We start from the raw sequence: 25,610 nt of genomic DNA, 5'->3' as shown, positions 1-25,610 counted from the left end.
GCCGATAATCTATCCGATGACGAGGATGAGCAACGCGCTGACGAGTCGTGGCAGGAACGCGACCATCTGTGCTATCGTTTATTCTGGGAACTCCGGTACCGCGTCTAACTGTGGTGCTGTTGGCGTCATCTCTTTCCTCGAATGAGCCTTCGCTCACAACCGATTAACTTCGATGCCTCTCTGCCGGGTTGCGTCCTCGTTCGAGCCTCGAACCGCGTGTCACGGAGAAATCTTCGTAACGACGCTTCGCGACGACGCCGACGGCGTCACCGGCCGCCGGGGAGTTCCTCGGCCGGGAGAAACGCCCCGTACGTCGTCGTCCGCATCGCCACCGTCGTCAGTCGGAGCACGAACGAGAAGAGAATCAACAGCGGAACCGTCGAGACGGTGAACGTGGCACTCACGAGCAACACGTTTGCCGGTTGGCCGAGAGAGATTCCCTGTCCGAAGGCGAGGACGGCGAGCGCACTGATGAAAAGCGCCGGCACCCCGGTCAGGAGCATCGCCTGTGTCAGCGTCGCGAGTTCCTCGTGCGTGTACAGCGTCTTGAAGTAGTGTCGGGTGAGGTTCACCTGTTCGAGAACCGCCTCGAGTTCCGTCAGCGCTCGGCTTTCGCTCTCCGACAGGTCGTCGGCGAGAGTCGCCCGGAGGAATCGCACCGTGTGGATGTGCTGTGAGTAGTTGTTGTTCAACACCGGGGCCAGAGAGACGTACATGTCCTTCGTCTGCGTTCTCCTCGCCTCGCGGTCGATTTTCTCGACGACGCGTTCGCTCAGCAGGGAGACCGAATCGACGAGTTCGTCGACGCGTTCGCCCGTGCGGGTGTCGTGGCTCTCCGCTTCGAACGCGGCGTCGAGGGCGCGAGCCCGGTCCCGAAGCACGGTCATGACGAACCGGAGGAACTGCGGCGGTTCGATCGGACTTACCGCTTTCTGGGGGTCCATCTCGTCGAGTCTGCTGCGGAACGTCTCGACGCTGTCCATTCGCGTCTGTATCTCCTCGGGCGTGCCGAGTATCCGCGAGAGGATGAGTTGGTTGATGGATATCGTTATCGTGACGAGCGTGAACAGGCCCGTGTTCGCCGAGGCGAACAGGCTGTTGTTCGCGCTTGCGGACGCCATCGGGAGCAGTCCCGACCACCCCAACGCGAGCAGTATCCCGAACTGAATCGCGGCGAGGACGGCGACGAGGACGTACCGGTTTCCGTCGAGCAGAAACCAGCGTTTAGCCGACGACGCCGCGTTCGCGGACGCGGACGCGGACGAGCGGTTGGCGCGGGGGTCAGATTCAGGCACCGACGACACCGGCGGCGCCCGGAGCGATGATGCCCAGCGTCGAGAGGACGTAGATGATGACGACCGACGTCAACCACGCGATGAACGCGATTCCGCTCGCTTTCAGCCATCCGCCGGGATAGCGCCAGTTGATGACGCCGATGTACGCCACGAGCGCCAGTATCGGCCCGAGAAGCGGTATCCACCCGACGAAGAAGGCGACGATGCTCCACACTATCGACGCGATGAGCGCAGAGACGATCGCGTACGTGAAGTCGCTCTCGTCGACGATGATTCGGGCACCCACGTAAATCGCGGACGCGCCGATGAGCAGGCTGATTACGAAGACTATCAGTGAATCGATCAGTGCCATACTGGAATGTCAGACGGGCCTCGGGTATGTACTGTGCCTTCGTATTCAGGCGTGTCGACCCTCCCCGATCGAACGGACCGAAACGCAGTCCGCCGGTTCCGAATAGTCGCTCACCGGAGAGTTGGTCGAACTGGCTTGCACCGCCCGAAAACGACTGCGGCTGACGCGAGGGGACTACCACCGAGTGATATCCGTTCGTAGCGACCGAAGTGACCGCGATGGCTACCAGTTCCCGTTACAGATATATCCGTGTAATGGAACGTGGCGCGAAGCGTTACCGGCACTCGCCTTTCGCGCTTTCGTCTTCGCTCTCGGGACGACTCTGCCACATCGTTTAACAGTCGGCGGGCGGGATAATGGGCCATGGAGCTACCCGAATTAACGTCCCCGGACGGTGTGCTCACGTACCTCTTGACGACGATTCTGGTGGTTTGTCTCGTCATCGCTCTGTACCTCGTCGCGGTGTACGTCGGTATCGCGCCCGCAGTCTGAGGCGTTGGGGCGATTTCGACGGGGCATCGTCGGCGTTCGCAAGTAGCCGTCGCGACCGATTCCGGGACCGAACCCGTAACACGTTCTCTCAGCCTCTCCCGAAGCTATTTGATACTGTATAACAATCCTCGCGCCTAAAGATTGAGGCATAGCTGGTATCACTGATACCGACACTATGTGAGATACTACAACGATGTGTCCTCCCCCAACCGACTCGGCCCGGAACGTCCACCTGCCTGCGCCCGTTCGCTCTCCGTCCCTCGGGAGCGACGCCTCCCCCTCCGAGCGCAGGCGGTCGGACGTTCCGTTCGCCGCCTCTCCCGTCGCCGCCGTACTCGCCCAGCGAGTACCCGTTCGCGCGAAAACCACCCCTCCCCAGCGTACCATTCCCATGTTCTTCGAAAACACCAGGCAGAAAGCCGAACTCCCGAAGCAGAAAGCCAAATCACTCCGCGCGGCCGAGAGACGCGTCGCCGACTACTGCTCGATACGGGAGACGATGTCCGAGGTGAACCGCCGTCTCGCGTTGGACGACGAGTTCGACGCCGTGACGCCGATGCACGGGTGACCGGTCTCTCGGCGTCGTCGGTCGGTTCGCGAGCGCTGTTTTCCGAGACTGTTTCGCGTAGACCCAACCCTCGCGTCGGATTCGGCTACGGCCGCACGCCGTCCGGATAGAGAGAGTAGAAGAGTTCTCCGTCGACCGAAAACCTCCGGGCCGAGCCGTTAGGCCGTCTCGGTCGTCTCGGCCGCGTCGTCGTCGTCCGATTCGGTGCTCGCGCGGCCGCTTTCGTCGTCGTCGACTCCCTCGGGAGACTCCATGTCGGAACCGCCGGCGGTTCCGTAACCCGCGTCCTCGTCGTCCGAGGACTCCTCGTCGTCTTTCCACTCGGTTATCGACTTCTGGACGCCCTCTCCGTCGGACATCTGTTGCCGCCAGAGGTAGACGGCGGCGGCCGCGATACCGAGCGGAACGATCCACGAGAGCTTCGAAGACGACGAATCCGAGGATTCACTCGACTCGGTCCCCTCGGTCGCCTGCGATTCGTCCTCCGCGCTCTCCGCTTCGGACTCGACGCTCTCCGCATCGGCTACGGGTTGCTCGCGGTCGTATCGGTCGGCTTCCTCTATGGCTTCCACCATCGCTTCCTTCAGCACGTCTTTCAACATCTCTCGCCCGCGTTTTTGCACGACGTCCGTGGCTATCGACTTTCCGCGCGACTTCAGCGAAGAACTCTGTCCACCGCTCGATTCGTCTCCCGACTGCGACGCTCTTCGAGATGCCATCGAACGACGTACGGTCAGGCCGTCAAAGAGGAACGTGCCTGCAAGTTAAGGGTCCGGTCGTCGGGGGGACGTCTCGCGCTAGTCTTCGGTCCAGTACGTCATCTCTTCTTTCCGTGCGTCGCAGTTGGGACACGCTTCGGGCAGTCCGCCGTCCGTTTTCCCTATCTCGCCCATCTCGCCGCAGATGGTGCACCGCCACATCAGTTCGGCCATTCCGAAGTTGTGGCCCGAACGCGCGTGTTCGACGGAGAGTTCCTCTACGCCCTCTCTGACCGTCACGAACACGCCCGCGTTCGTCATCCCTCGAATCGTCCCGACTTCCGTCCCGTCCTCGGTGTACAGGGTCGTCCCGAACGCCAGTTCGTTGACCTCCGCTCTGTCGTCGTCGTTCGGCGTCTCTCCGTAACTACTCATGGCTCTCTGTTGGTGTGTTTGGTACTTAGTCTCACCCCCTCTCGGCGGCGCAGTCGAGTTCGACGTTTCTCGCAGGCACGACGTTTTTGACCCGATAACGAGAATCCCTCCGTTGCTCTCGCGGCCGATACCACCCATCATGAGCGACGATACCAACGTGACGAACGGCACCGAACAGCACCCGACAGAGTCCGTCTGGATGTCGACGACCGATAGAACGTCGTACCCGCCGCTCGACGGCGACAGAGAGGTCGACGTCGCCGTCGTCGGCGGCGGTATCACCGGACTGACCGCGGCGACGAAACTCTCAGAAGAGGGAAAAGACGTCGCCGTCGTCGAATCCGGTCGAATCGTAGAGGGGGTGACGGGGAAGACGACGGCGAAGTTGACGCTCCAGCACGGGCTGATATACGACCACCTCCGCTCGGAGTTCGGCGACACGTTGGCGCGGCAGTACGCCGACGCGAATCAAGACGCCATAGAGACGGTCCGAGACCGGGTCGAACGGTACGATATCGACTGCGACTTCGACCGGACCCCGGCCTACACGTACACCGAATCCGCCGAGAAACGCTCCGACATCGCCGACGAAGTCGAGGCCGCCCGAGCCCTCGATATCCCCGCGGAGTTCGTCGAGGAGACGCCCCTCCCCTTCGACGTCGAGGCGGCTATCCGCGTCGACGACCAAGCGCGCTTTCACCCGCGGAAGTACCTCCTCGCTCTCGCGGAGGCCGTCGAAGACGCCGGAAACGACGTCTTCGAACGGACGAAAGCGACGGACGTGGAGTCCGGCGACGGGAACCGAGTGGTCACCGAACGCGGGACGCTGACGGCCGACGCCGTCGTCGTCGCGACGCATTTCCCACTTCTCGACCACCGCCTCTTTTTCTCTCGCCTCTATCCTCACCGCTCGTACGTCGTGACGATTCGAACAGACGACGCGCCGAGTGAGGGGATGTACTACCGCGCGGAGGAACCCGGACGGTCGCTTCGCACCAAAGTCGCCGGAGAGGACGACCTGCTCATCGTCGGCGGCGAGGGACACAAGACGGGGCAGGGAGACGAGAAAGAGCGCTACAGACGCCTCGAACGGTACGCGGGCGAGCAGTTCGAAGTCGAGTCGATGCCGTACCGGTGGTCGACGCAGGATTTCTCGACGCCGGACAAGGTCCCGTTCGTCGGACGCCTCGGCCCCACGACCGACGGTATCTACGTCGGCACGGGGTACGGCGGATGGGGGATGACGAACGGGACGGCGGCGGGCGAACTCCTCGCGGACCTCGCGCTCGGCCGGTCGAACCCCTACGAGTCGGTGTTCGACCCGACGCGACTCTCGAAGTCGAGCGCCGGGAAGGCACTCAAAGAGAACACCGAGGTGGCAAAGGAGTTCGTCGGGGGGTGGGCAAAGAGCCTGTTCGGGTCCGACACGGTCACGCCGCCCGCGGGCGAGTCGCGAATCGTCCGCCACGACGGCAAACCGTACGGCCTCTATCGCGACGAGGACGGCGAACTCCACGCCGTCTCCGCCGTCTGCACGCACATGGACTGCATCGTCGACTGGAACGACGCGGAGAAGTCGTGGGACTGTCCCTGTCACGGGTCGCGGTTCGGAGTCGACGGGTCGGTCATCGACGGCCCCGCAGTCGAGGACCTGCCTCGTCCCGGGTCCGACGACTGACCGGAGGCGGCCGGACGATTTTTTCTCTCCCCGAGCGAACGACCGGACATGGCCGAGGACCGATCGATAGAAACCGTCGAAGAGGGAGACGACTACTACCACGTCCGTTATGCAGACCCCGACGAGTTCGATACGATTCGGACACCCGACTGGGCCGCAAACGCCGCGGAGTCCGTCGTCGAAGGGAGCGAAGTTCGAACCGGTCACAAAGACGGCGGCGGCGACGACGACTGGGAGACCCAGAGCGTCCTCGTCCCGGTGGACGAGGTAGACGACGAAGACGAGGCGAAGAGCGCCGCCGAAGACATCGTCGAGAAGATAAAGGAGTAGAGCGACGCGGTGTGAGAGTTATCTCGACTCCGTCACCGGTCGACGCTTCCGAGGACGATGTCGAGGCTTCCCAGCGTCGCGACGAGGTCCGGCAGATACTCGCCGTTCGACATCTCGGGCAACGCAGAGAGGTTGTGGAAGCACGGACTGCGTATCTTGAACCGGTCGGGCTTGTCCGTGCCGTCCGACCGGATGTAGACGCCTAACTCTCCTTTCGCGATTTCGACCGCGCGGTAAATCTCCCTGTCGGCCTCCGGGCGGAGGGTTCGCGGGACGTTGCTCTGGATGTTGCGCTCTTCTTCGGGCCAGTCTTCGAGCAGGTCGACGCACTGTTCGATTATCTTCGCGGACTCCTCGACTTCGCGCATTCGCACGAGGACGCGAGCGAAGTTGTCGCAGGTGTCTTCGGTGACGACGTCCCAGTCGAGTTCGTCGTAGTAGCCGTAGGGGTCGTCGCGGCGCAGGTCGTAGTCGACGCCGGACCCGCGGGCGACCGGTCCGGTCACGCCGTAATCCTTCGCGACGTCCGACGGGAGGACGCCCGTCCCGACGGTGCGCTTTTGGAATATCTCGTTGTTCGTCATCAGGTCGTGGTACTCTTCGAGCGTCGGCGGGATGTCGTCCATGAAGTCCCGAATCTTCTCGAAGAACTCCTGTCGCGGTTCGGGGATGTCCCAGACGACCCCGCCGATACGGAAGTAGTAGAACATCATGCGCTGACCGGTGAGGTCCTCTAAGATGTTCTGCACCTTCTCGCGGTCCCGCATCGCGTACTGGAAGATGGCGGTGAAGTCGCCGTAGACGTCCAGCGCGAACGTTCCGAGCGCGAGGAAGTGTCCGAGCATCCGCCCGAGTTCGACCGACATCGTGCGGAGCAGTTGCGCGTACTCCGGCACCTCGACGTCCGCGAGGTCCTCTATCGCTCGTGCGACGGCCCACTCGTTCGGCATGTTCGCCGTGTAGTCCCAGCGGTCCGCGTACGGGATTATCTGGTGTCGGTACGTCCCCTGTTGGGCCATCTGTTCCTCACAGCGGTGGAGGTAGCCGATGTCGGGTTCGACGTCCACGACCTGTTCGCCGTCCAGAACCGTCTTCAGGTGGAGGACGCCGTGCGTCGCCGGGTGGTGCGGCCCGACGTTGATGAACAGCGTGTCGTCGTCTTCTGTCTGCGTCTCTGACTGAAACAGCGACGCGTTCTCTCGGAGCGAGACGACCTGCGGTCGGTCCTGGTCGTAATCGAGCGAAAGCGGGTGTCCCGTCCACGTGTCGGGGAGGAGGATGCGCCGCATGTCGGGGTGGCCGTCGTACTCGATGCCGACGAGGTCGTACGCCTCTCGTTCGTGCCAGTTCGCGGTCTCGAAGACGGGCGATGCGGTCTGACTCCGCGGGCCGTCCTTCGCCGCCGGAACGACGATGCTGACCTCTCGCCGCCGGTCGTCGTAGCTCGTGAGGTGGTAGATAGACTCGTAGCGGTCCTCGTACTCTTGAGCGGAGAGACACGAGAGGTGGTCGAATCCGGCCTCGTCGCGAAGTTTGAACAGGACTTCCTGTACGTCGTCTGCACGCACGACGTACGCGGGGGCGTTGACGTGGTCGTCCCGGCCGACGGTGTACTGTTCGAGAAGCGCGTCGACGTCGTCGCTGCTGGCGACGGTCTCATCTTCTGTCGTCTGGGTGGGTCGTTGTGAGCTCATGGCGGGATCTTCCTCGTCGGACCGCACGCGTCCGACGGTGATGCCGGGACGGTCGCCAGTCGACGCCTCGCGTCGCTGGTTCCCGGCGTACGTTTGTTGGTGTGTGAACGATACTCTTGAACCTTCGGCCGACGGAGTCATATCGGACGCCGTCGGGCGCAGTGAGGGCATCTCCTCTCCGTGTGCGGTTCGTGCGGGCCAGAAGCGTTTATCCGGTAGGGACCGAACGACCGCCCGAGAGGTACGTTCCCACGCTATGACTTCATCACAGAGTACGCGGGCGACTCACGACGACTCCGAGAGACTGTTCGAACCGACGATCACCGCCATCCTCGAACGGAGTCGGGTGAGAGGTGGGGTGAAGGGACTCGCCGCCGGGGGCGTCGCCACCGTCGTGATGTCTTGCTTCCGTATCTCCGTCTCGAAGTCGCCCCCGCCGACGTCGTGGTTCTGGGCGAAGTACGTAAGCGGGGGCGAACCCGAGGACCACGTCGTCCCGGGCGCAATGCTTCACCTGTTCTACGGCATCGTCTCCGGGGGGGTGTTCGGCGCACTCGTCTCCGCGCCGACCGACTCCTCGGCGGAGACGGAGAAGCGAACGACGGCGCTCGGCCTCGTCTACGGCGTCCTCCTCTCCGTGTTCGGGGTCGTGACGCTGATACGGCGGGTCCTTCGCTTGGACCTCGACGACGACGAACGGTTCGTCTTCCACCTGAGCCACGTCGTGTACGGACTCGTCCTCGGCGCGTGGTTCGGGTCCGAACGATAACCTCGACTTCCCCTTCACCTCGCGCCTCGCAAACCCGCTCTTGATGGGGACGCGACGGTGTTCGGAACCGCTCTTCTCATCCTCCCGAGCCTATTCGCCTCGTAGACAGTGTGGTCCGTTGGGAATAACGCATATACCGGAGCCGTGCGTTGGTCTCGAAAACTACCATGAGTCTCGTGACAGTCCGCATCCCTGCTTGCGATTTAGCGCTCGAACACGCGTTCGAGGTGGTACCGAACCTCAGGTTCGAGATGATACAGTCGGTCGCCGCGGACCGGGCCGTCTCGATGTCGTACGTCCGGGTGTGGGGCGCACCCAGAGAGGAGATAGAGGCGGCGTTCGACGCCGACGAGAGCGTCGGCGACTTCGAGGCCGTCTCCCAACGCGCCGAGAGTTGGCTCTACGAGATAGAGTGGGACTCCCCGCGCCTGTCCGTCCTCAGAGAGATAATCTTCCAGCGCGACGGCCAGATAATATCCGCCTGCGGGCAGGACGACGAGTGGGTCCTCCGCCTGTTGGTTCTCGACCGAGACGACATCTCGAAAGTCGTCGACGACACGACTGACCACGGTTTCTCCGTCGACGTGGCCCGCATCACGAAGATGGACTCACAGACTCCGAGTCCCGGTGAACTCACCGAAGAGCAGTACGAGACGCTCCTCATGGCCGTCGAGAAAGGCTACTTCGAGATTCCGCGGCGGACGACGATGGAGGAACTCGCAGAGGAGTTCGGTATCAGCCACCAAGCGCTCTCGGAGCGACTTCGACGCGGCCACCGGATGCTCATCGAATCCGCCCTGGAGGGCCAGACGCTCAGTTTCGACTGAGGACTTCGACGACCGGTTCTCGAAATCGAACACCGACCGGGCCGACTCGGCGACGTGATACCGGCGCGTCATCTCCATCGAGAAATGAACGTCACCTCTTCGTCCGCGTCGGTTTCGGCGGCGTGCCGGTCTGGTGGTTACCTCGTACATATCGAAAAAAGATACTGTGGGTTACAGACATAATACTGTAACACGAGTTCGGGTGCTCTGAGAAAACCGGCGTCCCGTCGCCGGCGCGGCGGCCCGACGACGGGTGGAGCGTAAAATGGCACACGAAACGGGTCGTTGCGGCGTCGGCGAATCCGACCCATCCGTCTCGGCTCAGTGGCTCAACTCCGTCGATTCGGTTCTCGAACGCCCCGTTCTTTCGTCGACTCGTCCGGTGGCGTCGTCTCCGGAGACGTGGCTGGCCTGAACTGATGTATGTTACCACCCACCACAGCGTTCGGGCTCGGTTGGCTTTACTTTGACGGCCGGAATCTACCCGCGAGTCGGGACTTCGAGCGTCGGAACACTGTCGCCAAGGTTCACAGCCCGCCGATACGGTGCCGTGAGACGGCGCCTTGCAGCCGAACGGACCCTTACTCGTCTTCGTCTCGACTGATAACCCTGGCCGAGACGTACGTCAGAAGCGCCAGCATGGCGAGGGGGAAGAGCGTGAGAAAGTGGCTCACGACGGTGAGAAACAGATTCTCCTCCCACGGCATGTACACCAAGAAGACGCCGACGAAAAAGAGCAAAATCCCCATGGGGATGATGTTCACCACGAGGTCGAGAAGCGTCTCTCGGTCGATTCCCGTTGCTCCGAGTGAAACCATACACACCCATCGGGAGAGGTGCGGGAAAGTAATTTCGGCCACCCGGGGTCGCGCGTCACCCCGCCCCGCGGACGCGTTCGTACTGCCGCAGGTGTGATTCCGCTATGAAGAACGCGAACCCAGAACCGGTTGGACACATATCGAAGTAATATACTATTTACATATTCTCGCTTCGACGCGAAATATGACCCTATTCTTCGTTATATACTCTACTATCAACGATGTTTTAGGCTATATCGACGGCTTCGCTACTCGAAGTAAATTGTTCCATCGGAGAGGGATATCGACAAGATTCGGTGGTTTGTGGATTCTGAGCGGTTGTGACCGCGGTAGTCTCAGCTATTTTACACCGTGAGTCCAACTACATATCTGTCGCCGACAGCGCGATTTCATCGAGTATCCGCTCGGCGGAAGCGTAATTTTACCACCCTCTATCGTAGGGGGAGTGACCGTCCGTGCCCCTAGTGATCGAGCGACGCCGGTCTCTCTCTCGTCACGGCGGGCACCGCGCGCCCCAGACCGGCGAGTTGTTCTCGCGGGCTAACTCTCCCGTTTCGCTCATTTCGAGTTCGCTTTCCGACCCTGCGACGTCGTCTCCGTCACACTCGTTCCCGTGTCCGTTGTTACCCGCGTCGGTCCACGTGCTGTGCTTGTCCGTCGCGGCTTGGTTCGGTTCCGCCGCCACGATGCCTGTCGCCCCGACTGTGAGAGCGAACAACGCTAACAACGCTATCGATATCCGTGCTATCTTCATAGGTCTGTGTTCTCCACCGGTCGAATCCCCGCCTCTCCGCAGCGAGAATTTGACACTGAACTGACTACTCACGCCGTTCGTATTATATCTATTGGGTACCCTCAGCGGGTGAGACCGGGACAGAACCGCCGACGAAGAGGTTTAAATCCGCACCCGTTCATCTTCGACTGTGACCGGCATCTCGACTGTTTCCGTGGAGCCACAAGTGACTCCGTGCGGAGGGGCCGACCGTGAGTGAAGACGACCTCACCATCGTGGGAAAAGCCCCTCCGGAGCCTCTGGAACTCGAACGGGCGAACGACCGCGGTTTCGACGACGTCGAACTGTATCTCGAACGGTCTCACCTCGAGGACGTGAACGAAACCCTCGAAATCGTCGCCGATGCGCGCGTCGACGTCGTCTCCGTTCACACCCCACACGTTCCGATCGACGACCCGGAGTGGATGGTGCGGGCCGACGAGTTGTCGAACGCTCTCGACGCGTACCTGGTCGTACACTCGAATCGAGTCATCCACATGCACATCCCCGAACTCGAGCGACTGGCGTTCGAGTCAGAGTACGGTTACGAGAACAACCCGGGGATCAGCCCGCGACACGTAGAGAGCGTAATCATCGATCAGGGACACGAACTCGTCCTCGACACGGCGCACCTCTACATGGCAGACGAGGACTACGTTTCGACTATCGACCGACTGCTCACGGAGTTCGGCGACCGTATCAGCGTCATCCACCTCTGCGACTCGACTCTCACCAGAGACGGACTCGAGTTCGGAGGTGGAGCGATGGATATGGAGAGCGTCACTCGACTCGTCACCGAGAAGTTCGACGGTCTCCTCGTGTTAGAAGTGATGCCGTCCGCTCAAGAGGCGGCGAGAGAGTTCGTGAGCGAGCGCTAACACCTCACACTCTCCGGTAACTGACGGCTCGGGGTGGAATCCCGACACCGGGCCTCCCTAAGAGTCCAATGGACGGAATCGGTACTACTACCCGGTACTGAGACCAACGCGTCGTTCATGTCTCGAACGGAGCGCAGAACGTGAGCGAACAGACTCGCTTTCGACCGGTCGTCCGAGGTGCGCTCCGACGCGCACGCAGTGCGTTCGGAGAACTGTCGAACGAAGACCGAACGGCCGTACCTACCGAGGATTCCGATTTCACGACCGACTTCGACCGCTCGCTCACCGAACGGTTCGAACAGTTCTTCGCCGAACGGGACGAACGGTATTCCGTCCTCACGGAAGAGCAGGCGACGACGACCGCCTCCGACGCCGATTACCTCGTCATCGTCGACGAAATCGACGGCACGGCCAATCTGGCGAACGGAATCGGTGAACTACCGTTCGGTCCGGTCATCGCTATCTGCGACGATATCGACCCGACGTTCGGCGATGTCGTCGCGATGGGGTATCTCGTCCTCCCGACGGGCGATCTGTACGAGGCGTACCGAGACGAGGGTGCGTTCCTTACGAGACGGTGGGCCGAGGAACCGGATGGACGGCGCACGCGCCTCCAAACAACGGCTGTCACGATGTCGGATCAGACTCCGCCCGGCGTACTCGTCGACCAGTATATGCTCGCTGAGCGGTCTGACCTCGCGTCCGCGCTCTGGGGGTTGGGATATCCCGGTGACTTCCGCAGTCTCGGCCACCACTCGGCGCTCGTCGCGCGCGGAGCGTACGACGTCGCCGTCTCGGGCGACTACTGCCTCCTCCACGAGGGGAAACGGTCGACGGCCGAAGAACTCGCCGGAGCGTTTCGCCTCGTCGCGGAGGCGGGTGGCACCGTCACTGACTGGAACGGCCGCTCCCTTCGCTCTCGACGCATAGGCTTCACCGAGGGGAAACCGCACGACGTCGTAGTCGCGGCGAACCGAGAGTTCGCGACCGAAGTCGCGGAACTCCTCTCGGACTGATCGCAATCTCTGGAGGGGTACGGGAGACGGCGCGTTCGGATACTCTCCCGTCTTCGGCGAAAACTGTGTCCGTCAGGCTACTCCCGCGGGAGCGAGCGAGTCCTCTCGCGTAACTGCTCGTGCGCGCCGTCGATAGTGCCGAAGGAGTACTCCGACCGGTGAAATCGGGTGAGGATTCTCCGGAGCAGTTCGAATCCGTGATCGTTCCGACGGTACAGCGCCCGGTACAGGCGTGGTAGGCGTTCGACCGAGGGCGGCGTGTAGAGGTCGTGCATGTGTATGTTGAACACGACCGGCCGAGGTGGGGCGCGCCGCAACTGACTCGTGTACGGTCGGCCGAATATCCGCGCGTAGGAGAGTCCCGTCGGGACGGGCGCGTACGGAGCGAGAACCGTGAACGGAATCTCGAAGAGGTCGAACTCGCCGAGGTACGTCGGCGTCGTCGGCGCGTCGGTATTGTTGAAGTGTCCGGGTCGCCACGTCGGGAAGACGCTCGCGTCGAACCGATATCCCGCCTCTGCCAGTATCTCGTAGTCGGCGTCTCGAACGTTGCCGTTCGGGAACCGATACCCCGTGGGACGCTCGCCGAAGAAGTGGGTGTACCGCTCGGTACTCGTCTCGACTTCGTCCCGTATCGACGTCCGGTCGCGCGGACGGTGCGTGTGCGAGTGGGGATGAAACCGAACCGGGACGTCGCACCGTCTCAGCGATTCGACCGCCTCGGGCCGGGCGTCGAACAGTTCCGTCTGGACGAAGCAGGTGAGCGGCGTCGACGTGGATTCGAGGACCGAGACCAGTCGGTCGACTCGCGAAACGGCCTGGTAGGTGTTCGTCTCGAGCGCGGTCCCGAAATCGCACTCGAAGTCGAGCGTCAGGTAGACCTGTTTCGGACGCGGCCACTCCATCGACCGCCTCGTCGAGTGGTCGTTCATCGCTTCGGTTCCCGAGCGCGTTCGATCGCTCATCGGCCCTCCGGAGTGTTCGACGGGCGGTGTGAACGGCGGTTTCGGCGGTTTCGGCGGCAGGATAACGTTGTCACGGTCACGGATAGTGCGCTTTGAGCGAGTGGAGAATTATCGCTGTGAAACACGCGAGGAGCCCGCCGAGCGTTGTGAACGAGGCGACGGTCGCCAGTTCGAGCGGGAAGTCGTTCGTCAGTAGATACGTCGACACCGTCCAGTACCCGAGACCGAGTCCGACGAAAGCGCTCGCGAACCCGGGGAACCCGAGCACCAACAGGGGCCGTTCTCGTTCTACCGTGCGCAGGATGTTACTCACGAGGATGGTGCCGTGTTTGATCGGATTGTGAGTGCTCGCGTTTTCGATATCGTACCGGACCGTCGTCCCCACCTCCTCTATGTCGTACTTTCGGTTGTGAGCGTGGTGGAGGATGTCGGTGCTCGCGCTCATCTGCTCGCCGAGACTATTCGTCTCTGCGAGCGTTCGAATCGCTTGCTTGTCGTACGCTCGGAATCCGTTCTGCGTATCTCGAATCCACGCGTCGGAGCGGACGACGCCCATACTGAGGTTAGTGAGGACGTTGATGGTCGTGAGACCCAATCGGCGGTACAGCGGTACGTCGCTGTTGGCGCCCTCGCCGAATCGGTCCCCGACGACGAGTTCCGCGCCGGTCGCTCGCTGGCGCTCGACGAGTTTGGGGATGTCCGCCGGGTCGTGCTGCCCGTCGCCATCGAGGATTACGAGGTGCCCTGCGTCGCGCTGCTTCGCCTCTTTGAACAGCGTCTGTAACGCCGCGCCGTACCCTCGATTCTGCTCGTGTTCGATGACCACGGCCCCGGCACGCCGCGATATCTCCGCCGTGTCGTCCGCGCTCCCGTCGTCGACGACGACGGTCATGTCTGCGTACTTCCGCGTCTCCGTGACGACGTCGCTTATCCGGTCGCCCTCGTTGTACGCGGGGATGCCGACGAGTACGTTACAGTTCTGGCGTCCGGCCGAACGGCTGAACGCGTCCACGGTGTAGAACTCCCCGTTCGAGGTGCGCTCGGACTGTTTGACGGCATCGTAGTCGACGTACTCGTCGTGTCGTCTGTGGATGACGACCCCCGGAAACCCGAGGTCTCGCGCCGTCTTCGACAGTTGGTCCTCGCCGACGTCGTCGACGGAGTCCGTACCGGGAGCGGGGACGACGATGGCGGCCGCCTCTCTGGCGATCTCGATCGAGTCGGGTTCGGAGTCCCCGGCGTAGGTGACGAGTAGCGAGTAGCCTCGCCGGTTCGCGCGAAGCGCGATTCGCGCGATCGCGTCGTGGTTGTCGTCGGTCGCGACGATTCCGATAGCGGGCTTATCTCGGTTCAGTACGTTGACTTCAACTGGCGTGTTTGGTTCCATCTTCCGTATCCCCCGTCTCCGTTGTTCCCGGGATGTCTCGCTGGTACGTCCCTGTCCGCCCCTCGACAGAACGATCTACGCCGAGTTCGAGCGTGGGCGGCATCTCAGATCATCTGTTCTTTCCACGTATCCGGCGTCTGCTCGGTCACGATTTCGAGGTCGAGGTGATACTCGAACTCTTTCGGACCTTCGCTTTGAACCCACTCGACCATCTCTTCGAGTCCGTCGCGGAGGGTGTATCGCGGCTCGTAGTCGAGGAGTTCGCGCGCTTTGTCCGCCGAACAGTTGGCCAGTTGGACCTCCTGCGGTCGGCCCTCCACGTAGATCGGATCCAAGTCGAAGTCGATGATGTCGGCGATGACCTCCGCCAGCGTGTTGATCGTGATGAACTCGTCGTCCGGACCGATGTTGATCGTCTCGCCGACGACAGCGTCCTCGTGCGCGAGTTTCTTTAGCGGGCGGACGTCGTCTTGGATGAACGTGAAGCAACGCTTCTGTTCGCCGTCTCCGTAGATGATCGGCTGGTTCCCCTGCAACATCCGGTTTATGAAGATAGCCGCGACGTTCCGGAACGGGTCGTTGTACTTCTGTCTCGGGCCGATGATGTTGTGCGGAACCGCGATAACGTACTCGAACCCGTGGACGTCGGCCAGTAGTTTCGTCAGATCCTCCGCGGCGACTTTGCTTATCGCGTACGGGTCCTGCGGGCGAGGCTCCATGTCTTCGGTGAACGGTGTCTCGTTTTCTCCGTATCGAGACATACTCGAACAGTAGACGAAACGGTCGATGTCGCAGTCGGCCGCCGCGGCTAACGTCCCGGACGTCGCCTGATAGAGGTGATCGTTTATCAACGCCGGCGAGAAGACGCTGAGTCCCTCGTGTGCGAGTGCGGCCGTGTGATAGACTATGTCCGCGTCGCCCATCGCTTCCTTCATCGCGTCCACGTCCTGGCACTCGACGTGGTGGAACTCCGCCTCGCCGGGGACGTTGCTCTCGTATCCGCCGATCAGATTATCGTTTCCGGCCACCTCGTACCCTTCTTCGATGAACGCGTCGGCTAGGTGGCTTCCGAGAAAGCCCGCGATACCGGTAATGAAGACTCGCTTGCCCATGGGCTAAGAGAAAAGTGATAGCTATTAAATCATTCCAAATGACATCTTGTCTGTAATATACAGACACCGTACTTTCACCATTAGAATACAAACTGCCGAAAGTGTAAAATATAGCGTAGAAATCACGGATTTATTTTCTGATTCGAGAGAGACGTCTACAGTGATGTCAGATAATATAAAACAAAAATCCCTAATAGGTGTTATGGCCGTTGTAACCGAGACGGGAATCAACCGGTCTCTCTGGAGAAATCTCATTTATCTGGCCGTATCGAACGACTGGGCCTCGCATACAATTACAATTCTAGTATTGTAATGCTATTCGAGCGCTGACGAAGATGCGAGTCACAAACAAGCAATAACTAACGTGACAACGAAACGCCCGCAGCGATTCATAGATGTTGTTAGGATTACATTAATGCGGAGCGGGAAGCGGCCGTCAGTTCCTCGGATTTCCCGTCAGTACGGCCGTCAGGCGGAAGAAAACGCGTAATCAGCGGCGGTCGAGGGTCGACTGGAAACCGGAACTCGAAGAGAACTTTCCTCGAGGTGACGGTACACAGACCCGGCGGCACCGATTCGGGCGACCTGAAAAACCCCGTCAAAAGCACTAAACCGCCCGAAGGCGCGGAGTACCGTCCCAATCTGCGTCTACCCGAAGAACTCGTACGAGCGGAACCCGCCGTCTCGGGCGTGGTCGGCCACGCCGTAATAGGTCGAACGGAGTAGGTCACCGCGTCGCCTGGCAATCCAGATGAGCGAAAACTGCACGACGGTCAGCGCGAACATCAGATAGAAGATACCACGGGTGAGACCGGTCAGTCGCATCGACGCGAACTGTAATCGGTTTCGCATCCAGTGGTAGGTCATGAACGGACTCCTATCGCCGGTCATCCCTTCCTTGTGGTGAATCGTCGACCGGGGGTCGACGAACATCCGCTTTCCCTGCTTTCGGGCCTGCACGGCGACGTCGACGTCGTCCATGCCCAGGAAGTACCCCTCGTGGAGCACGTCGTTGGTTTCGACGAACTCTCCGTCGAGGAGGAGCAACGACGAGGGGACGTAGTTCGTCTCGTACGGGGTTTCGGCCTCTACCTCCCGCACCGGCGTGACGCGTCCGCCGAGGTAGGGGTAGAACTTCCCGCCGGCGCGGAGTATCTCGTCGCTTCCGGCGCGGTACTCGACGCCGCCGACGCCGACGACGTCCTCGTTTTTCTCCGCCGTCTCGACGAGAGGAGTCAGGAAATCCGGTTCGACGACGGTGTCGTTGTTCAAGAGGAGGACGTAGTCCACGCCCCGGGAGAGAGCGCAGGCGATTCCGGGGTTGTTTCCGCCCGCGAATCCCCTGTTCTCGTCGTTCAAGACGAACGTACACCAGTCGAACTCCTCGACCAACCGTTCCCGCGACCCGTCGGCCGACCCGTTGTCGACGACGATGGTCTCGAAGTTCGGATACGCGACAGACCGTATCGATTCGAGACACTCGGCCGTGTCCTCGTAGTTCTCCCACGTGAGGACGACGATTCCGACGAGGGGGTACTCCTCCTCTTTGGTCCGGTCTCGCGATAGTAATCGTCCCATCGATTGGTACTGGTGATGTCCAGGCGGTCAAAATACGTTCCGGTGGTCGGGACTCTCGCTGTCTCGCCGAGGCGCGGCGCGACCTTACGACTCGACGCGAGTGGAGGCCCGGCCGCGGTCAGCGGGTCTCTCGGATTCGACACCGGTCACAGATACCCCAGGTCCGCGAGTTGGTCCTCCGTCCGAGAGTCGAGATGAGAGGGGTCCCCCACGCGCTTGTCGTCGGTCAAGAACGACCGGAGTTCGGCTTCGACGTCCGGGTCGTCGATCTGTCGGTCGGATTCGAGGTCGAGGACGACCGTCTCGGACTCGTGCGGCGAGTCGATGAGCAGATGAGAACCTCGGACGACCGCCTGTTGGTCGTAGCCGTAGGCGATCTCTTCTGAGAGCACCACTCTGTCTTCGGGAGGACGATCGAGGGGAACTCCGTCGTACTCCCCCACCGAGTCGCGGGCGCCGAGTTCCGCCAGAACCGTCGGAACGACGTCGGTCGTCGAGACGACTCCGTCGGTGTTGTGCTCCCAGCCACCGGCGAGTATCAGCGGAACGAACAGCACCTCTGGAACGAGTGCGTGACCGTGCCCAGTCCCGTAAGCGCCGCGCGGGTCGTGGAAATGCCGTCGTTCGAGTTCGACTCGCTCCCAGAACTCCTCACCGTGGTCGCCGGTGACGACGACGAGCGTGTCGTCGAGGTCCCCACGCGCCGAGAGCGCCTCGAACAGTCGACGGAGTTCCGCGTCGACGGACCGGAGGACGGTGTCGTAGAGCCGAATCCGCTCTCGTCGGTACGTCTCGAACTCTTCGCGTGGTTCGGTCGTCGTGGTGAAGTCCCAGCGTTCGACGTTCGGGACGTCCTCGACTTCGCCGAACGGCGACTCCTCTGGTCGGTGAAGGGGGGAGTGTAAATCGCCCAACTGGAGATATCCGAACCGGCTCTCGCCGGTCGAATCCCACCAGTCGAGGAATCTGTCTATCAGTTCGTCGGCGGGCGCATCGTGGTGGACCGCGGTTCGCTCGAACCGCCCGCGAACGGGGAGTTCGGCGGTGACGATTGCGCTGTCGAAGTACGTCTCGTAGCCGTCTTTCGCGAGTAACTCCGGGAGCGTGTAGACGTCTTCGCGAACCGTCGCTGGAGGGTTTTTGACGCTCTGATTGCGGAGCTCTTGATCGTAGGCGGCACCGTGATTGTGAGCGTAGAGCCCGCTCAGTAGCGACGGAACCGACGAGTACGTCCAGGGCGCGGCCGCGACGCAGTTCGGAGAGTACCCCGACAGACTGTCGAGAAACGGCGTCGTCTCTCGATCGTACCCCGCCCGAGAGAGGTGGTCGTTGCGCAAGCAGTCGACGACGACGAATAGCACGTCCCGGTCGTCCAACTGCTGGGCCGGAACATCGCGTAACCGCCGCTCGAATCGCAGGCGGTTCTGTACCGGTTGGACGACGTCGTACCTCGCGGTCCGATACAGCGGACGGAGACGTTCGCGAAGCAGGTCGTACGTTTCCTCGCCGAAGGAACTCTTCACCGATCGGAGGAGGTCGTCTATTCGCATAGACACACAAGTGAGATCACCGTTCGATCACTCTCGAGGGGCTGCCCTCGCGGTAATGTCGTCGACTGTCTCGTAGGCTTGCTGGACGATATCTTTGATCCAGATGTACTCGTACGTGCTCACGCGACCGAGGTTGTGCATGTTCTCGTACTCGCTAACTCGCCCGTTGATGAGTTCGAACTTCTCGAGTTCCTCTTCGACGGGGAGCGGATACGCGCGCGGGGCGCGTCGCGCTTCCAGCGAGAGGACCTCCGCTTCGATGTCGTGGTCGTCGAAAAACGAGAGCAAGTAGTCCTCGAACCACTCGTCCGACCGAGACCACATGTCTTCGTCGAGAAAACAGGGGAACTCGATGGTGAGAATGTACTCGTCTTCGGGTATCTCCTGCGGCGTGAAATCGTAATCCGTGACGCGCGTGAACTCGTACTCGTTCGGGAAGTACGCCCAGTTCACGTGCGGGGGAAACAGCCGTTCGGATGCTTCGACGTGCGCTCCCAGAATGACCATGCTGCGGTAGTTGAGCGACACGTCGACGTCGTCGACGAGGATGCTCGGGTCGATAGTACTGACGAATAGGTCGTCTTCGATACGCCGGCCGCTCTCGGTTTCGAGCGCTCGAATCTCGTTTCCGTTGGTGTCGAGGCCGGTCACCCCGTCGCGGACGACGTCGCAGTCCGAAATCATCTCGTGCAGAATCGTCGTGTACTTCTTTTGCGGGTAGAAGGCACCGCCGTCGAAGAACGAGTCTTCCTCGTCGGGGAAACTGATCTTGAAGTCGAACCAGTCTCCCGTGATTCGGTCGGGTTCGATTCCCCAGTGTTTCCGCGTGTAACCCTCGTAATATCGTTCGTAGAGAGTCGGTCCGACCTGTTTCAGCATGAACTGATCGAAGTAGTCCGCGTCTGTCTTCCCCACGGCTTCGTCCAGTTCTGCTCTGATCTGCTCGTGGTCTTCCCACAAGTCGATGTTCGAACGTGTGACGGGGTAGTCGTGGGGTTCGTCGAGGTCGTTCGTCGGGTAACTCTTCGCGTAGAAGTTGTGATGTTTCAAATCGGTGAACTCGGAGAATAGTTCCCCGACTATCGCTTCTTCTTCTTCGTCGAAGAAGAGGAGGTGCGGCGCGGAGTCGCTGTGATATCCGGTGTCGAACTCGATTTCGCGCAGCAGACCACCGATCTCTCCTTTTTCGACGATAGTGACGTCGTATCCGCGTTGGCTCAGAAGATATCCGGTGGTACATCCCGCGACTCCTGCGCCGATAATTGTGACACCCATGGAACAGGAATCGGTAGAGTGGTATTTTAAATTTGCGTATGCGAGAGTGTGACACAAACGTGACGCTGACAACCCCCACGTTTGATCTACCGGTTCGTTCGAGGCGAGTACCGTCTTCTAGCCGAACTGAGGGCGTCTGCGGTGCTGGAAGCATTCGCACCCGACCGTTTATGCGGAACAAGCGGAATGATGGGAGTATGGCTACAACTCGGCGCCAGCGGTTCGTCAACGGACAGATCGCTTGGATGTTAGCATCGGTTCTCGGCCTCGCAGCTATCGATGCACTCAGCTTCGAGTTGTTCTTTCTCCTCTCACTTATCGGGTTCATGCTGCTGACACTGTTGACGGCCCCGGTCAACATCACCCCCCGGTGGCGAGCACGTCTGAAGTGGCCCATCGTCGTCGGGTTCGTCGCTTTCGCGTACCTCGTGATCAGAAACGCGCTCACGGTCATTCCGACTGTGTTCTGAACGGGGTTGACCGTCCTCGGCGCTGGCTGGCGTCACCGAGGTATTTTTACCAGTCCGGCGTAATCCTCCGGGCATGTCGTTTCGGGAGCGAGTGTGGCCGTATCTACCCGAGTCGGTTCGTTATCTCTCGTTGGACCTTCTGGGCGTCCTCGCCGCCGTCTTCGTGGCGGCGTTGGCGGTGACGGTTCCCGTCGTCAGCGAGACGCCGCTTCGAGCCGTCGTCACGTTTCCGTTTCTCCTTTTCGTCCCCGGCTACTCGTTCGTCGCGGCTGTCTTCCCGGCGGCCGAGACGCGGGACGAAGTGGAGGCCTCTCACCGGCAGCTATCGAACGTAGAGCGGGTCACTCTCTCTCTGGGAAGTAGCGTTGCTATCGTCCCGCTGTTCGGGTTCGCGCTCAACTTCACGCCGTGGGGTTTCCGGCTCGTTCCGATGCTGGCGGCACTGGGGCTATTTAGCGTCGTCTGCGTCGGTCTCGCGGCGACTCGACGGTCGAAACTCCCCGAAGAGAGGAGGTTCTCACCGCCCGTCAGCCGTTGGTATCGCGGCTTCAGAAACGAGTTCGTCCCGCACAGGACGCAGACGGATGCGGCGTTGAACGTGGCGCTCGCGGCGATGGTCTTGCTCGCGGTGGCGAGCGTCGGGTACGTACTGGTAGACCAGCAGAACGGCGAACGGTACACTGAGCTGTACCTTCTCACCGAGAACGACGACGGCAGACTCGTCACCGACGGTTACCCGACAGAACTCACCGCGACCCAGAGTCGGTCTCTCGTGGTCGGCGTCCGGAACCACGAACACGAGCAGATGAGTTACACCGTCGTGACGAAGTTACAGCGAGTCCGCTCCGGGGGTGGTTCGACCACCGTCGTCGAAGAAGAGCGGTTAGACCGCTTCGGAGTCGCGCTGGCGTCGAACGAATCGACGCGCCAGAGGCGCGTGTTGACGCCGTCGCTCACCGGCGACAGACTCCGTCTGACCGTCTCTCTGTACCGCGGTGACGGGGCAGAGAACCCGGAGACGGGCGAGGCGTACCGCCGAACGCATCTCTGGGTGAACGTGACTGCACCGAGTTAGTGGCGCTCGAAGATAGGGACGACAGAGACGGCAGCGCGACCGTCAGTCCGAGTTCGTCCGCGTCTCGGTCTCCCACGTGACGATATTTCGGTTTCGGACGACGTTTCCGAGGGCGACGAGGAGGCTGTAGTTCAACACGAGAAAGTAGTACGGGACGTACGCTACTCGGGGTGTGGAAAGGTCCGAGCGGTTCAGTGCCCATCCCACCGTCGCGAGAAGATAGAACCCCGCCTGGCCGGCGAGCAAAAGGAGGTACAACGGGTTGTCTCCCAAGGCGACCAACAGGAGGTTACTGAGGCCGACCACCGCGAGGAGCAACGGAGAGAACCAACGCAGGACCCAGTGCGAGGCGAGTTCGAAGCTGAAGAACGGATAGCGGACCGGATTCAACAGGTCGACGTAGTCGAAGAACGTGTGCCACGAGCGAGTGGCGATACGGATTCGGCGAGACATCTCCGACTCGACGTTCTCTCCCGTGTTCTCCCACGCTCGCGCCTCGGAGGTGTACTCGACGCGCTCCCCGCGTTGGACGATAGCCAGCGGTTCGGCGAAGTCGCTAATCTGATCCGGGGGAAGCGGCACATACGAGGAGCGCTTGACGGCGTATATCGATCCGTTCGCGCCGGCGGCCGAACTCACCGTGGGTTCTAAGCGCCTGATCAGTTTCTCGAACGTCCTGTAGGCCGACTCGGCTTCGACTCCGTACTTGTCGTAGCAGAGTTCCCCGACGACGCACCCGACGTTCGGACCGAACTTCTCGATTAGCCGTTTGATGGCGTCCTCCTCGTACATGCTGTCTGCGTCGGAGAACACGACGATATCGCTGTCCAACCTCTCGGTCACCTTGTTCTGGCAGGCCGTCTTCCCGACCCTCCCCTCGATGCGTTCCAGACGTACCCCTTCGTCCTCGTACGAGCGGACGATTTGATCCGTGTCGTCCGAGGACGCGTCGGAGAAGACGACGATTTCTAACTTCTCCTCGGGGTAGTCGAGTTCGAACGAGTTCTTGATTTTCTGCTCTATGATCTCCTCTTCGTTGTAGGCGGCGATGACGAGTGAGACGGACGGCCACCGGCCGTCCGTCACCTCGTTTGTCACCGAACGGTCGAGGATGGATCCGAGAACGAATAGGACCCCCGGATAGAGGAAGTACACGTGGAGCAAAACGAGAGCCGCCACCCAGAAAACGAGTTTGAGCAGTACAGACATGTTCTCTCTATCGGTGACCGCAGGACGGATCCGTGGCGTGGTCGAACGGCGGTAACACTACGCTGGCTTCGGCGCTGAGTACCCGAGACATTCTACTTCACAGGTCATGGAAATACTCCTTATAGATACCGGACGGTCGAACTCTCGAAGTTCGGTAACCGTCTTCCGTACCAGGTACGCGGTGCTAGTCACGCGAACGCTCTGTACGCCGAATGTTTCGTGGTGGGACACGACTTAGCGTCGATAGTAGTTCGGGCACCACGTGAGCGGTCATCTCTTCGCGCGGATTTTGCAATCGGCGTGACGACCGCACCACTCGACCCGCGAACGTCGGCGAGCTAGAAAATATATAAATATGTCCGCCAGAGATGTCCACGCATGCTCCCGAAGGCTACTCGTGATACCGCTCTCAGAGTAGCGCTTCTCGCCACTCACGTCGTCGTCGTGGCGGGGTTGTGGCTCACGCTGCGGATCGGACGTCCGCGGTTCGTCGGTCTCGGTCTCTACGTCCTGGTCGCAGTCTTGTTCGTCGATATCCTCCTCCTCCTCCTCGTGAGAGCGTCGGACGAACCGACGTCGGCGTCGTTGACGAGGGTACTCGATCCCCGAGTCCCGGCCATCGTGCTGTTGGCGAGTATCGCGATACTCGCTCTGCTCGGACCCGGAGCCGAGTTCTACCTCGGCATCTCCGTCGTGTTCGTGGTCGTTCTCCTCCGCTCGGTCGTACTGGAACGGGACCGATTCCTGAGCGGTGTCGACCTCGCTCTCCTGTTGGGCGCGTCGGTGTCGGTGCTCTGCTCGCAGGTCTTCACGGTGGCGTACTACGTGAGCACGGCCGACACCGTCAACCACACCTCCACGGCCATCGTGCTGCGCGACGCCGGGTTCCTCGGGTCGATAGAGGGCACGCGGTACTTCGCTTTCGCCGCGTTTCACGTCCTCTCGAGCGTCGGAATGGCGTTCACCGGACTCGAACCCCGACTGCTCACCGGGGCTCTCGTCATCGCGATGTTCCAGATCGTGCTCCTGTCCGCGTATCTATTTTTCCGGTATCTGACGTCATCTCGCTCGTTCGCCGTCGTCGGGGCCGTACTGATGGCCATCAACATCGCGTACATCCACTACGGCTCCGTCGCGCACTACCAGTCGATGAGCTTCACGTTCTTCTGTCTGTTCTTGTTCCTCCTGTTTAGGGGCTCTTGGAGCGGTCGGGACCTCCTCGTGACCGTCCCTCTCCTCGTCGCGTGGATTCTCACCCACCACGTCAGCATCCTGATGGCGATCATCCTGACTGCGATGCCCGTGGCGTACCTGTCGATTCGGGCCCGGCACGACCCGGAAATGGCGTACCGAAGTAACACGATGCTGCTTTTCGCCACGCTCTGTCTGATGTTCGGCGTCTACTGGGCCGTCGTCACGACGAAATTCAGCGAAATCCTCGTGTGGGTGTTCTTCAGTAGCGCCTCGGCAGACGGTATTCCAGCGGTCTCCTACATCGCTCAGTCGTACGCTTCGGTTCCGGAACTCCTCGAGCGTTCGCTTCCGTTCTTCGTCGACAGCCTCCACTACGCGTTCCTCATGGCGGTGGGCGGCGTCGGCGCGTGGGTGCTTCTCCGTTCGAGGCAGTTGTCCGACCCGCGCTGGAAGGTAGTCGTTCTCGGGGCGGTACCGGCCACGCTACTGTACTTTCCCAACCCCGCGTGGGTTCCGTTAGAAGGGCTGGCCGAGTTCAACCGGTGGCGGCTGATGGTCCTCCCGTTCGTCGTCCTCCTCCCGGCAGTCGGTATTAGACACGTCATCAAGAGCGGAAGGACGGGCAGTCTTCGGACGGCGGCCGTGGTCGGTTTCGCTCTCGTTCTCGTCTTCACCACGGTTGCGAGCGGTCTCACGCATCCGGGACTCACCGACCTCGCGGGCATCCAGAAGGGACCCCAGGAGTATCTCTCCGGAGAGGAGATGGCTACGACCGAGTTCGTGTACGGGCACATGGCGGAGCAGCAACGGGCGACCAGTCGGTCGGACATGTACGTCTACCTCCGACAGTACACGTGGGCGCTCGACAAGGGGTTCGACGAGAGCCAGTTCGACCGCCTCGAAGCCAGTCACCGGAGCAAACGGATACTGTCCGGCTCCGACCTCACCGTCATGTCAGTCGATGCGTTCCGAAAGCAGGGGATCAAAGTCGACGTCACCGAGATCCAATCCGGGTTATACAGCGGGGACGTCAAAGTGACCGAAACGGTCTCTGCCGACGACTACCGATGGAACCGACACGCCGGTGACGTGGTCTACTCCAACGGAGACGTCGTCGTCCAACGGAGTTCGTCCGGCAGTAAAAACAGCTCTGTAGCGTAAGCGGCCGACTTA

The 25,610-nt window shown here is 61.2% G+C and carries 26 protein-coding genes; 11 read left to right on the top strand and 15 right to left on the bottom strand.

The window, feature by feature from the left end:
• Positions 1–9: 9 nt before the first annotated feature.
• From BM167_RS18970 to BM167_RS13335, 3 genes are all read right to left on the bottom strand, one after another.
• Positions 10–75, bottom strand: coding sequence for a mechanosensitive ion channel family protein (locus tag BM167_RS18970; RefSeq protein ID WP_394327244.1), 66 nt, complete (start codon positions 73–75; stop codon positions 10–12).
• 191 nt (positions 76–266) lie between these two features.
• Entirely contained in the window at positions 267–1,295 is a 1,029-nt protein-coding gene (locus BM167_RS13340) for a DUF7972 family membrane protein (RefSeq protein ID WP_092893217.1), read from the bottom strand.
• Positions 1,288–1,641: a hypothetical protein gene (locus BM167_RS13335; RefSeq protein ID WP_092893252.1), complete on the bottom strand. Its 354-nt coding sequence runs from the start codon at positions 1,639–1,641 to the stop codon at positions 1,288–1,290. Before BM167_RS13335 ends, BM167_RS13340 begins: the two co-directional genes overlap by 8 nt.
• Positions 1,642–2,010: 369 nt before the next feature.
• On the opposite strand from BM167_RS13335, the gene BM167_RS18900 reads away from it, so the two are divergent.
• Both BM167_RS18900 and BM167_RS18570 read left to right on the top strand, forming a co-directional pair.
• Complete coding sequence (locus BM167_RS18900; protein ID WP_281244636.1) at positions 2,011–2,139, top strand: hypothetical protein; 129 nt, start codon at positions 2,011–2,013, stop codon at positions 2,137–2,139.
• 391 nt (positions 2,140–2,530) lie between these two features.
• Positions 2,531–2,707, top strand: coding sequence for a hypothetical protein (locus BM167_RS18570; RefSeq protein ID WP_177213372.1), 177 nt, complete (start codon positions 2,531–2,533; stop codon positions 2,705–2,707).
• Between the two features lie 158 nt (positions 2,708–2,865).
• Here the strand turns inward: BM167_RS18570 and BM167_RS13330 are convergent, their stop codons facing one another.
• Positions 2,866–3,426, bottom strand: a complete 561-nt coding sequence (locus BM167_RS13330; protein ID WP_092893216.1) for a hypothetical protein — start codon at positions 3,424–3,426, stop codon at positions 2,866–2,868.
• A 78-nt stretch (positions 3,427–3,504) separates the two neighbouring features.
• Positions 3,505–3,840, bottom strand: a complete 336-nt coding sequence (locus BM167_RS13325; RefSeq protein WP_092893215.1) for a DUF7130 family rubredoxin-like protein — start codon at positions 3,838–3,840, stop codon at positions 3,505–3,507.
• Between the two features lie 139 nt (positions 3,841–3,979).
• On the opposite strand from BM167_RS13325, the gene BM167_RS13320 reads away from it, so the two are divergent.
• A complete protein-coding gene (locus BM167_RS13320) occupies positions 3,980–5,518 on the top strand; it encodes an FAD-dependent oxidoreductase (RefSeq protein ID WP_092893214.1) in 1,539 nt (512 codons plus the stop codon).
• Positions 5,519–5,566: 48 nt separating this feature from the next.
• Positions 5,567–5,848, top strand: a complete 282-nt coding sequence (locus BM167_RS13315; RefSeq protein WP_092893213.1) for a hypothetical protein — start codon at positions 5,567–5,569, stop codon at positions 5,846–5,848.
• 32 nt (positions 5,849–5,880) lie between these two features.
• Here the strand turns inward: BM167_RS13315 and BM167_RS13310 are convergent, their stop codons facing one another.
• Positions 5,881–7,542 (bottom strand): NADH-quinone oxidoreductase subunit D, encoded by a 1,662-nt coding sequence (locus BM167_RS13310; protein ID WP_092893251.1) that lies wholly within the window; start codon positions 7,540–7,542, stop codon positions 5,881–5,883.
• A gap of 256 nt (positions 7,543–7,798) precedes the next feature.
• Here BM167_RS13310 and BM167_RS13305 point away from each other — a divergent pair, with 256 nt between their 5' ends.
• Entirely contained in the window at positions 7,799–8,311 is a 513-nt protein-coding gene (locus tag BM167_RS13305) for a hypothetical protein (protein WP_092893212.1), read from the top strand.
• A 167-nt stretch (positions 8,312–8,478) separates the two neighbouring features.
• Positions 8,479–9,138: a helix-turn-helix domain-containing protein gene (locus tag BM167_RS13300; RefSeq protein WP_092893211.1), complete on the top strand. Its 660-nt coding sequence runs from the start codon at positions 8,479–8,481 to the stop codon at positions 9,136–9,138.
• 581 nt (positions 9,139–9,719) lie between these two features.
• On the opposite strand, the gene BM167_RS13295 is transcribed toward BM167_RS13300, so the two are convergent.
• Positions 9,720–9,956, bottom strand: a complete 237-nt coding sequence (locus tag BM167_RS13295; protein WP_092893210.1) for a DUF6684 family protein — start codon at positions 9,954–9,956, stop codon at positions 9,720–9,722.
• Positions 9,957–10,449: 493 nt separating this feature from the next.
• Positions 10,450–10,710 (bottom strand): hypothetical protein, encoded by a 261-nt coding sequence (locus tag BM167_RS13290; RefSeq protein WP_092893209.1) that lies wholly within the window; start codon positions 10,708–10,710, stop codon positions 10,450–10,452.
• 230 nt (positions 10,711–10,940) lie between these two features.
• Here BM167_RS13290 and BM167_RS13285 point away from each other — a divergent pair, with 230 nt between their 5' ends.
• Both BM167_RS13285 and BM167_RS13280 read left to right on the top strand, forming a co-directional pair.
• Positions 10,941–11,606 carry a sugar phosphate isomerase/epimerase family protein gene (locus BM167_RS13285; RefSeq protein WP_092893208.1) on the top strand — a complete coding sequence of 222 codons (666 nt, stop codon included), beginning with the start codon at positions 10,941–10,943 and terminating at the stop codon, positions 11,604–11,606.
• Positions 11,607–11,746: 140 nt separating this feature from the next.
• On the top strand, positions 11,747–12,622 hold the full coding sequence (locus tag BM167_RS13280; protein WP_092893207.1) for an inositol monophosphatase family protein: 876 nt from the start codon (positions 11,747–11,749) through the stop codon (positions 12,620–12,622).
• Between the two features lie 77 nt (positions 12,623–12,699).
• Here BM167_RS13280 and BM167_RS13275 read toward each other — a convergent pair whose 3' ends face one another.
• The 6 genes from BM167_RS13275 to BM167_RS13250 all read right to left on the bottom strand — a co-directional run bounded on the left by BM167_RS13275 (position 12,700) and on the right by BM167_RS13250 (position 20,489).
• Entirely contained in the window at positions 12,700–13,587 is an 888-nt protein-coding gene (locus tag BM167_RS13275) for a polysaccharide deacetylase family protein (RefSeq protein ID WP_143095510.1), read from the bottom strand.
• 76 nt (positions 13,588–13,663) lie between these two features.
• Positions 13,664–14,974, bottom strand: a complete 1,311-nt coding sequence (locus tag BM167_RS13270; protein ID WP_092893206.1) for a glycosyltransferase family 2 protein — start codon at positions 14,972–14,974, stop codon at positions 13,664–13,666.
• A 104-nt stretch (positions 14,975–15,078) separates the two neighbouring features.
• The gene (locus BM167_RS13265; RefSeq protein WP_092893205.1) at positions 15,079–16,086 is read right to left on the bottom strand and encodes an NAD-dependent epimerase/dehydratase family protein; all 1,008 of its coding nucleotides are present in this window, start codon (positions 16,084–16,086) and stop codon (positions 15,079–15,081) included.
• Positions 16,087–16,734: 648 nt separating this feature from the next.
• Complete coding sequence (locus BM167_RS13260; RefSeq protein WP_092893204.1) at positions 16,735–17,664, bottom strand: glycosyltransferase family 2 protein; 930 nt, start codon at positions 17,662–17,664, stop codon at positions 16,735–16,737.
• 146 nt (positions 17,665–17,810) lie between these two features.
• Positions 17,811–19,214: a sulfatase-like hydrolase/transferase gene (locus BM167_RS13255; protein WP_092893203.1), complete on the bottom strand. Its 1,404-nt coding sequence runs from the start codon at positions 19,212–19,214 to the stop codon at positions 17,811–17,813.
• A 27-nt stretch (positions 19,215–19,241) separates the two neighbouring features.
• A complete protein-coding gene (locus BM167_RS13250) occupies positions 19,242–20,489 on the bottom strand; it encodes a protoporphyrinogen/coproporphyrinogen oxidase (RefSeq protein WP_092893202.1) in 1,248 nt (415 codons plus the stop codon).
• Between the two features lie 197 nt (positions 20,490–20,686).
• On the opposite strand from BM167_RS13250, the gene BM167_RS13245 reads away from it, so the two are divergent.
• Positions 20,687–20,959, top strand: coding sequence for a DUF8044 family membrane protein (locus tag BM167_RS13245; RefSeq protein ID WP_092893201.1), 273 nt, complete (start codon positions 20,687–20,689; stop codon positions 20,957–20,959).
• Positions 20,960–21,032: 73 nt separating this feature from the next.
• Positions 21,033–22,034 carry a DUF1616 domain-containing protein gene (locus BM167_RS13240; protein WP_092893200.1) on the top strand — a complete coding sequence of 334 codons (1,002 nt, stop codon included), beginning with the start codon at positions 21,033–21,035 and terminating at the stop codon, positions 22,032–22,034.
• A 42-nt stretch (positions 22,035–22,076) separates the two neighbouring features.
• Here the strand turns inward: BM167_RS13240 and BM167_RS13235 are convergent, their stop codons facing one another.
• Positions 22,077–23,243: a glycosyltransferase family 2 protein gene (locus tag BM167_RS13235; protein WP_092893199.1), complete on the bottom strand. Its 1,167-nt coding sequence runs from the start codon at positions 23,241–23,243 to the stop codon at positions 22,077–22,079.
• Positions 23,244–23,621: 378 nt separating this feature from the next.
• Here BM167_RS13235 and BM167_RS13230 point away from each other — a divergent pair, with 378 nt between their 5' ends.
• A complete protein-coding gene (locus BM167_RS13230) occupies positions 23,622–25,598 on the top strand; it encodes a hypothetical protein (RefSeq protein WP_092893198.1) in 1,977 nt (658 codons plus the stop codon).
• Positions 25,599–25,610: the final 12 nt, after the last annotated feature.

It is taken from the genome of Halopelagius inordinatus (assembly GCF_900113245.1).
GTDB lineage: Archaea > Halobacteriota > Halobacteria > Halobacteriales > Haloferacaceae > Halopelagius > Halopelagius inordinatus.
Note: the sequence above shows the minus strand (reverse complement) of the source record. Positions and strands in the feature narration are given on the sequence as shown.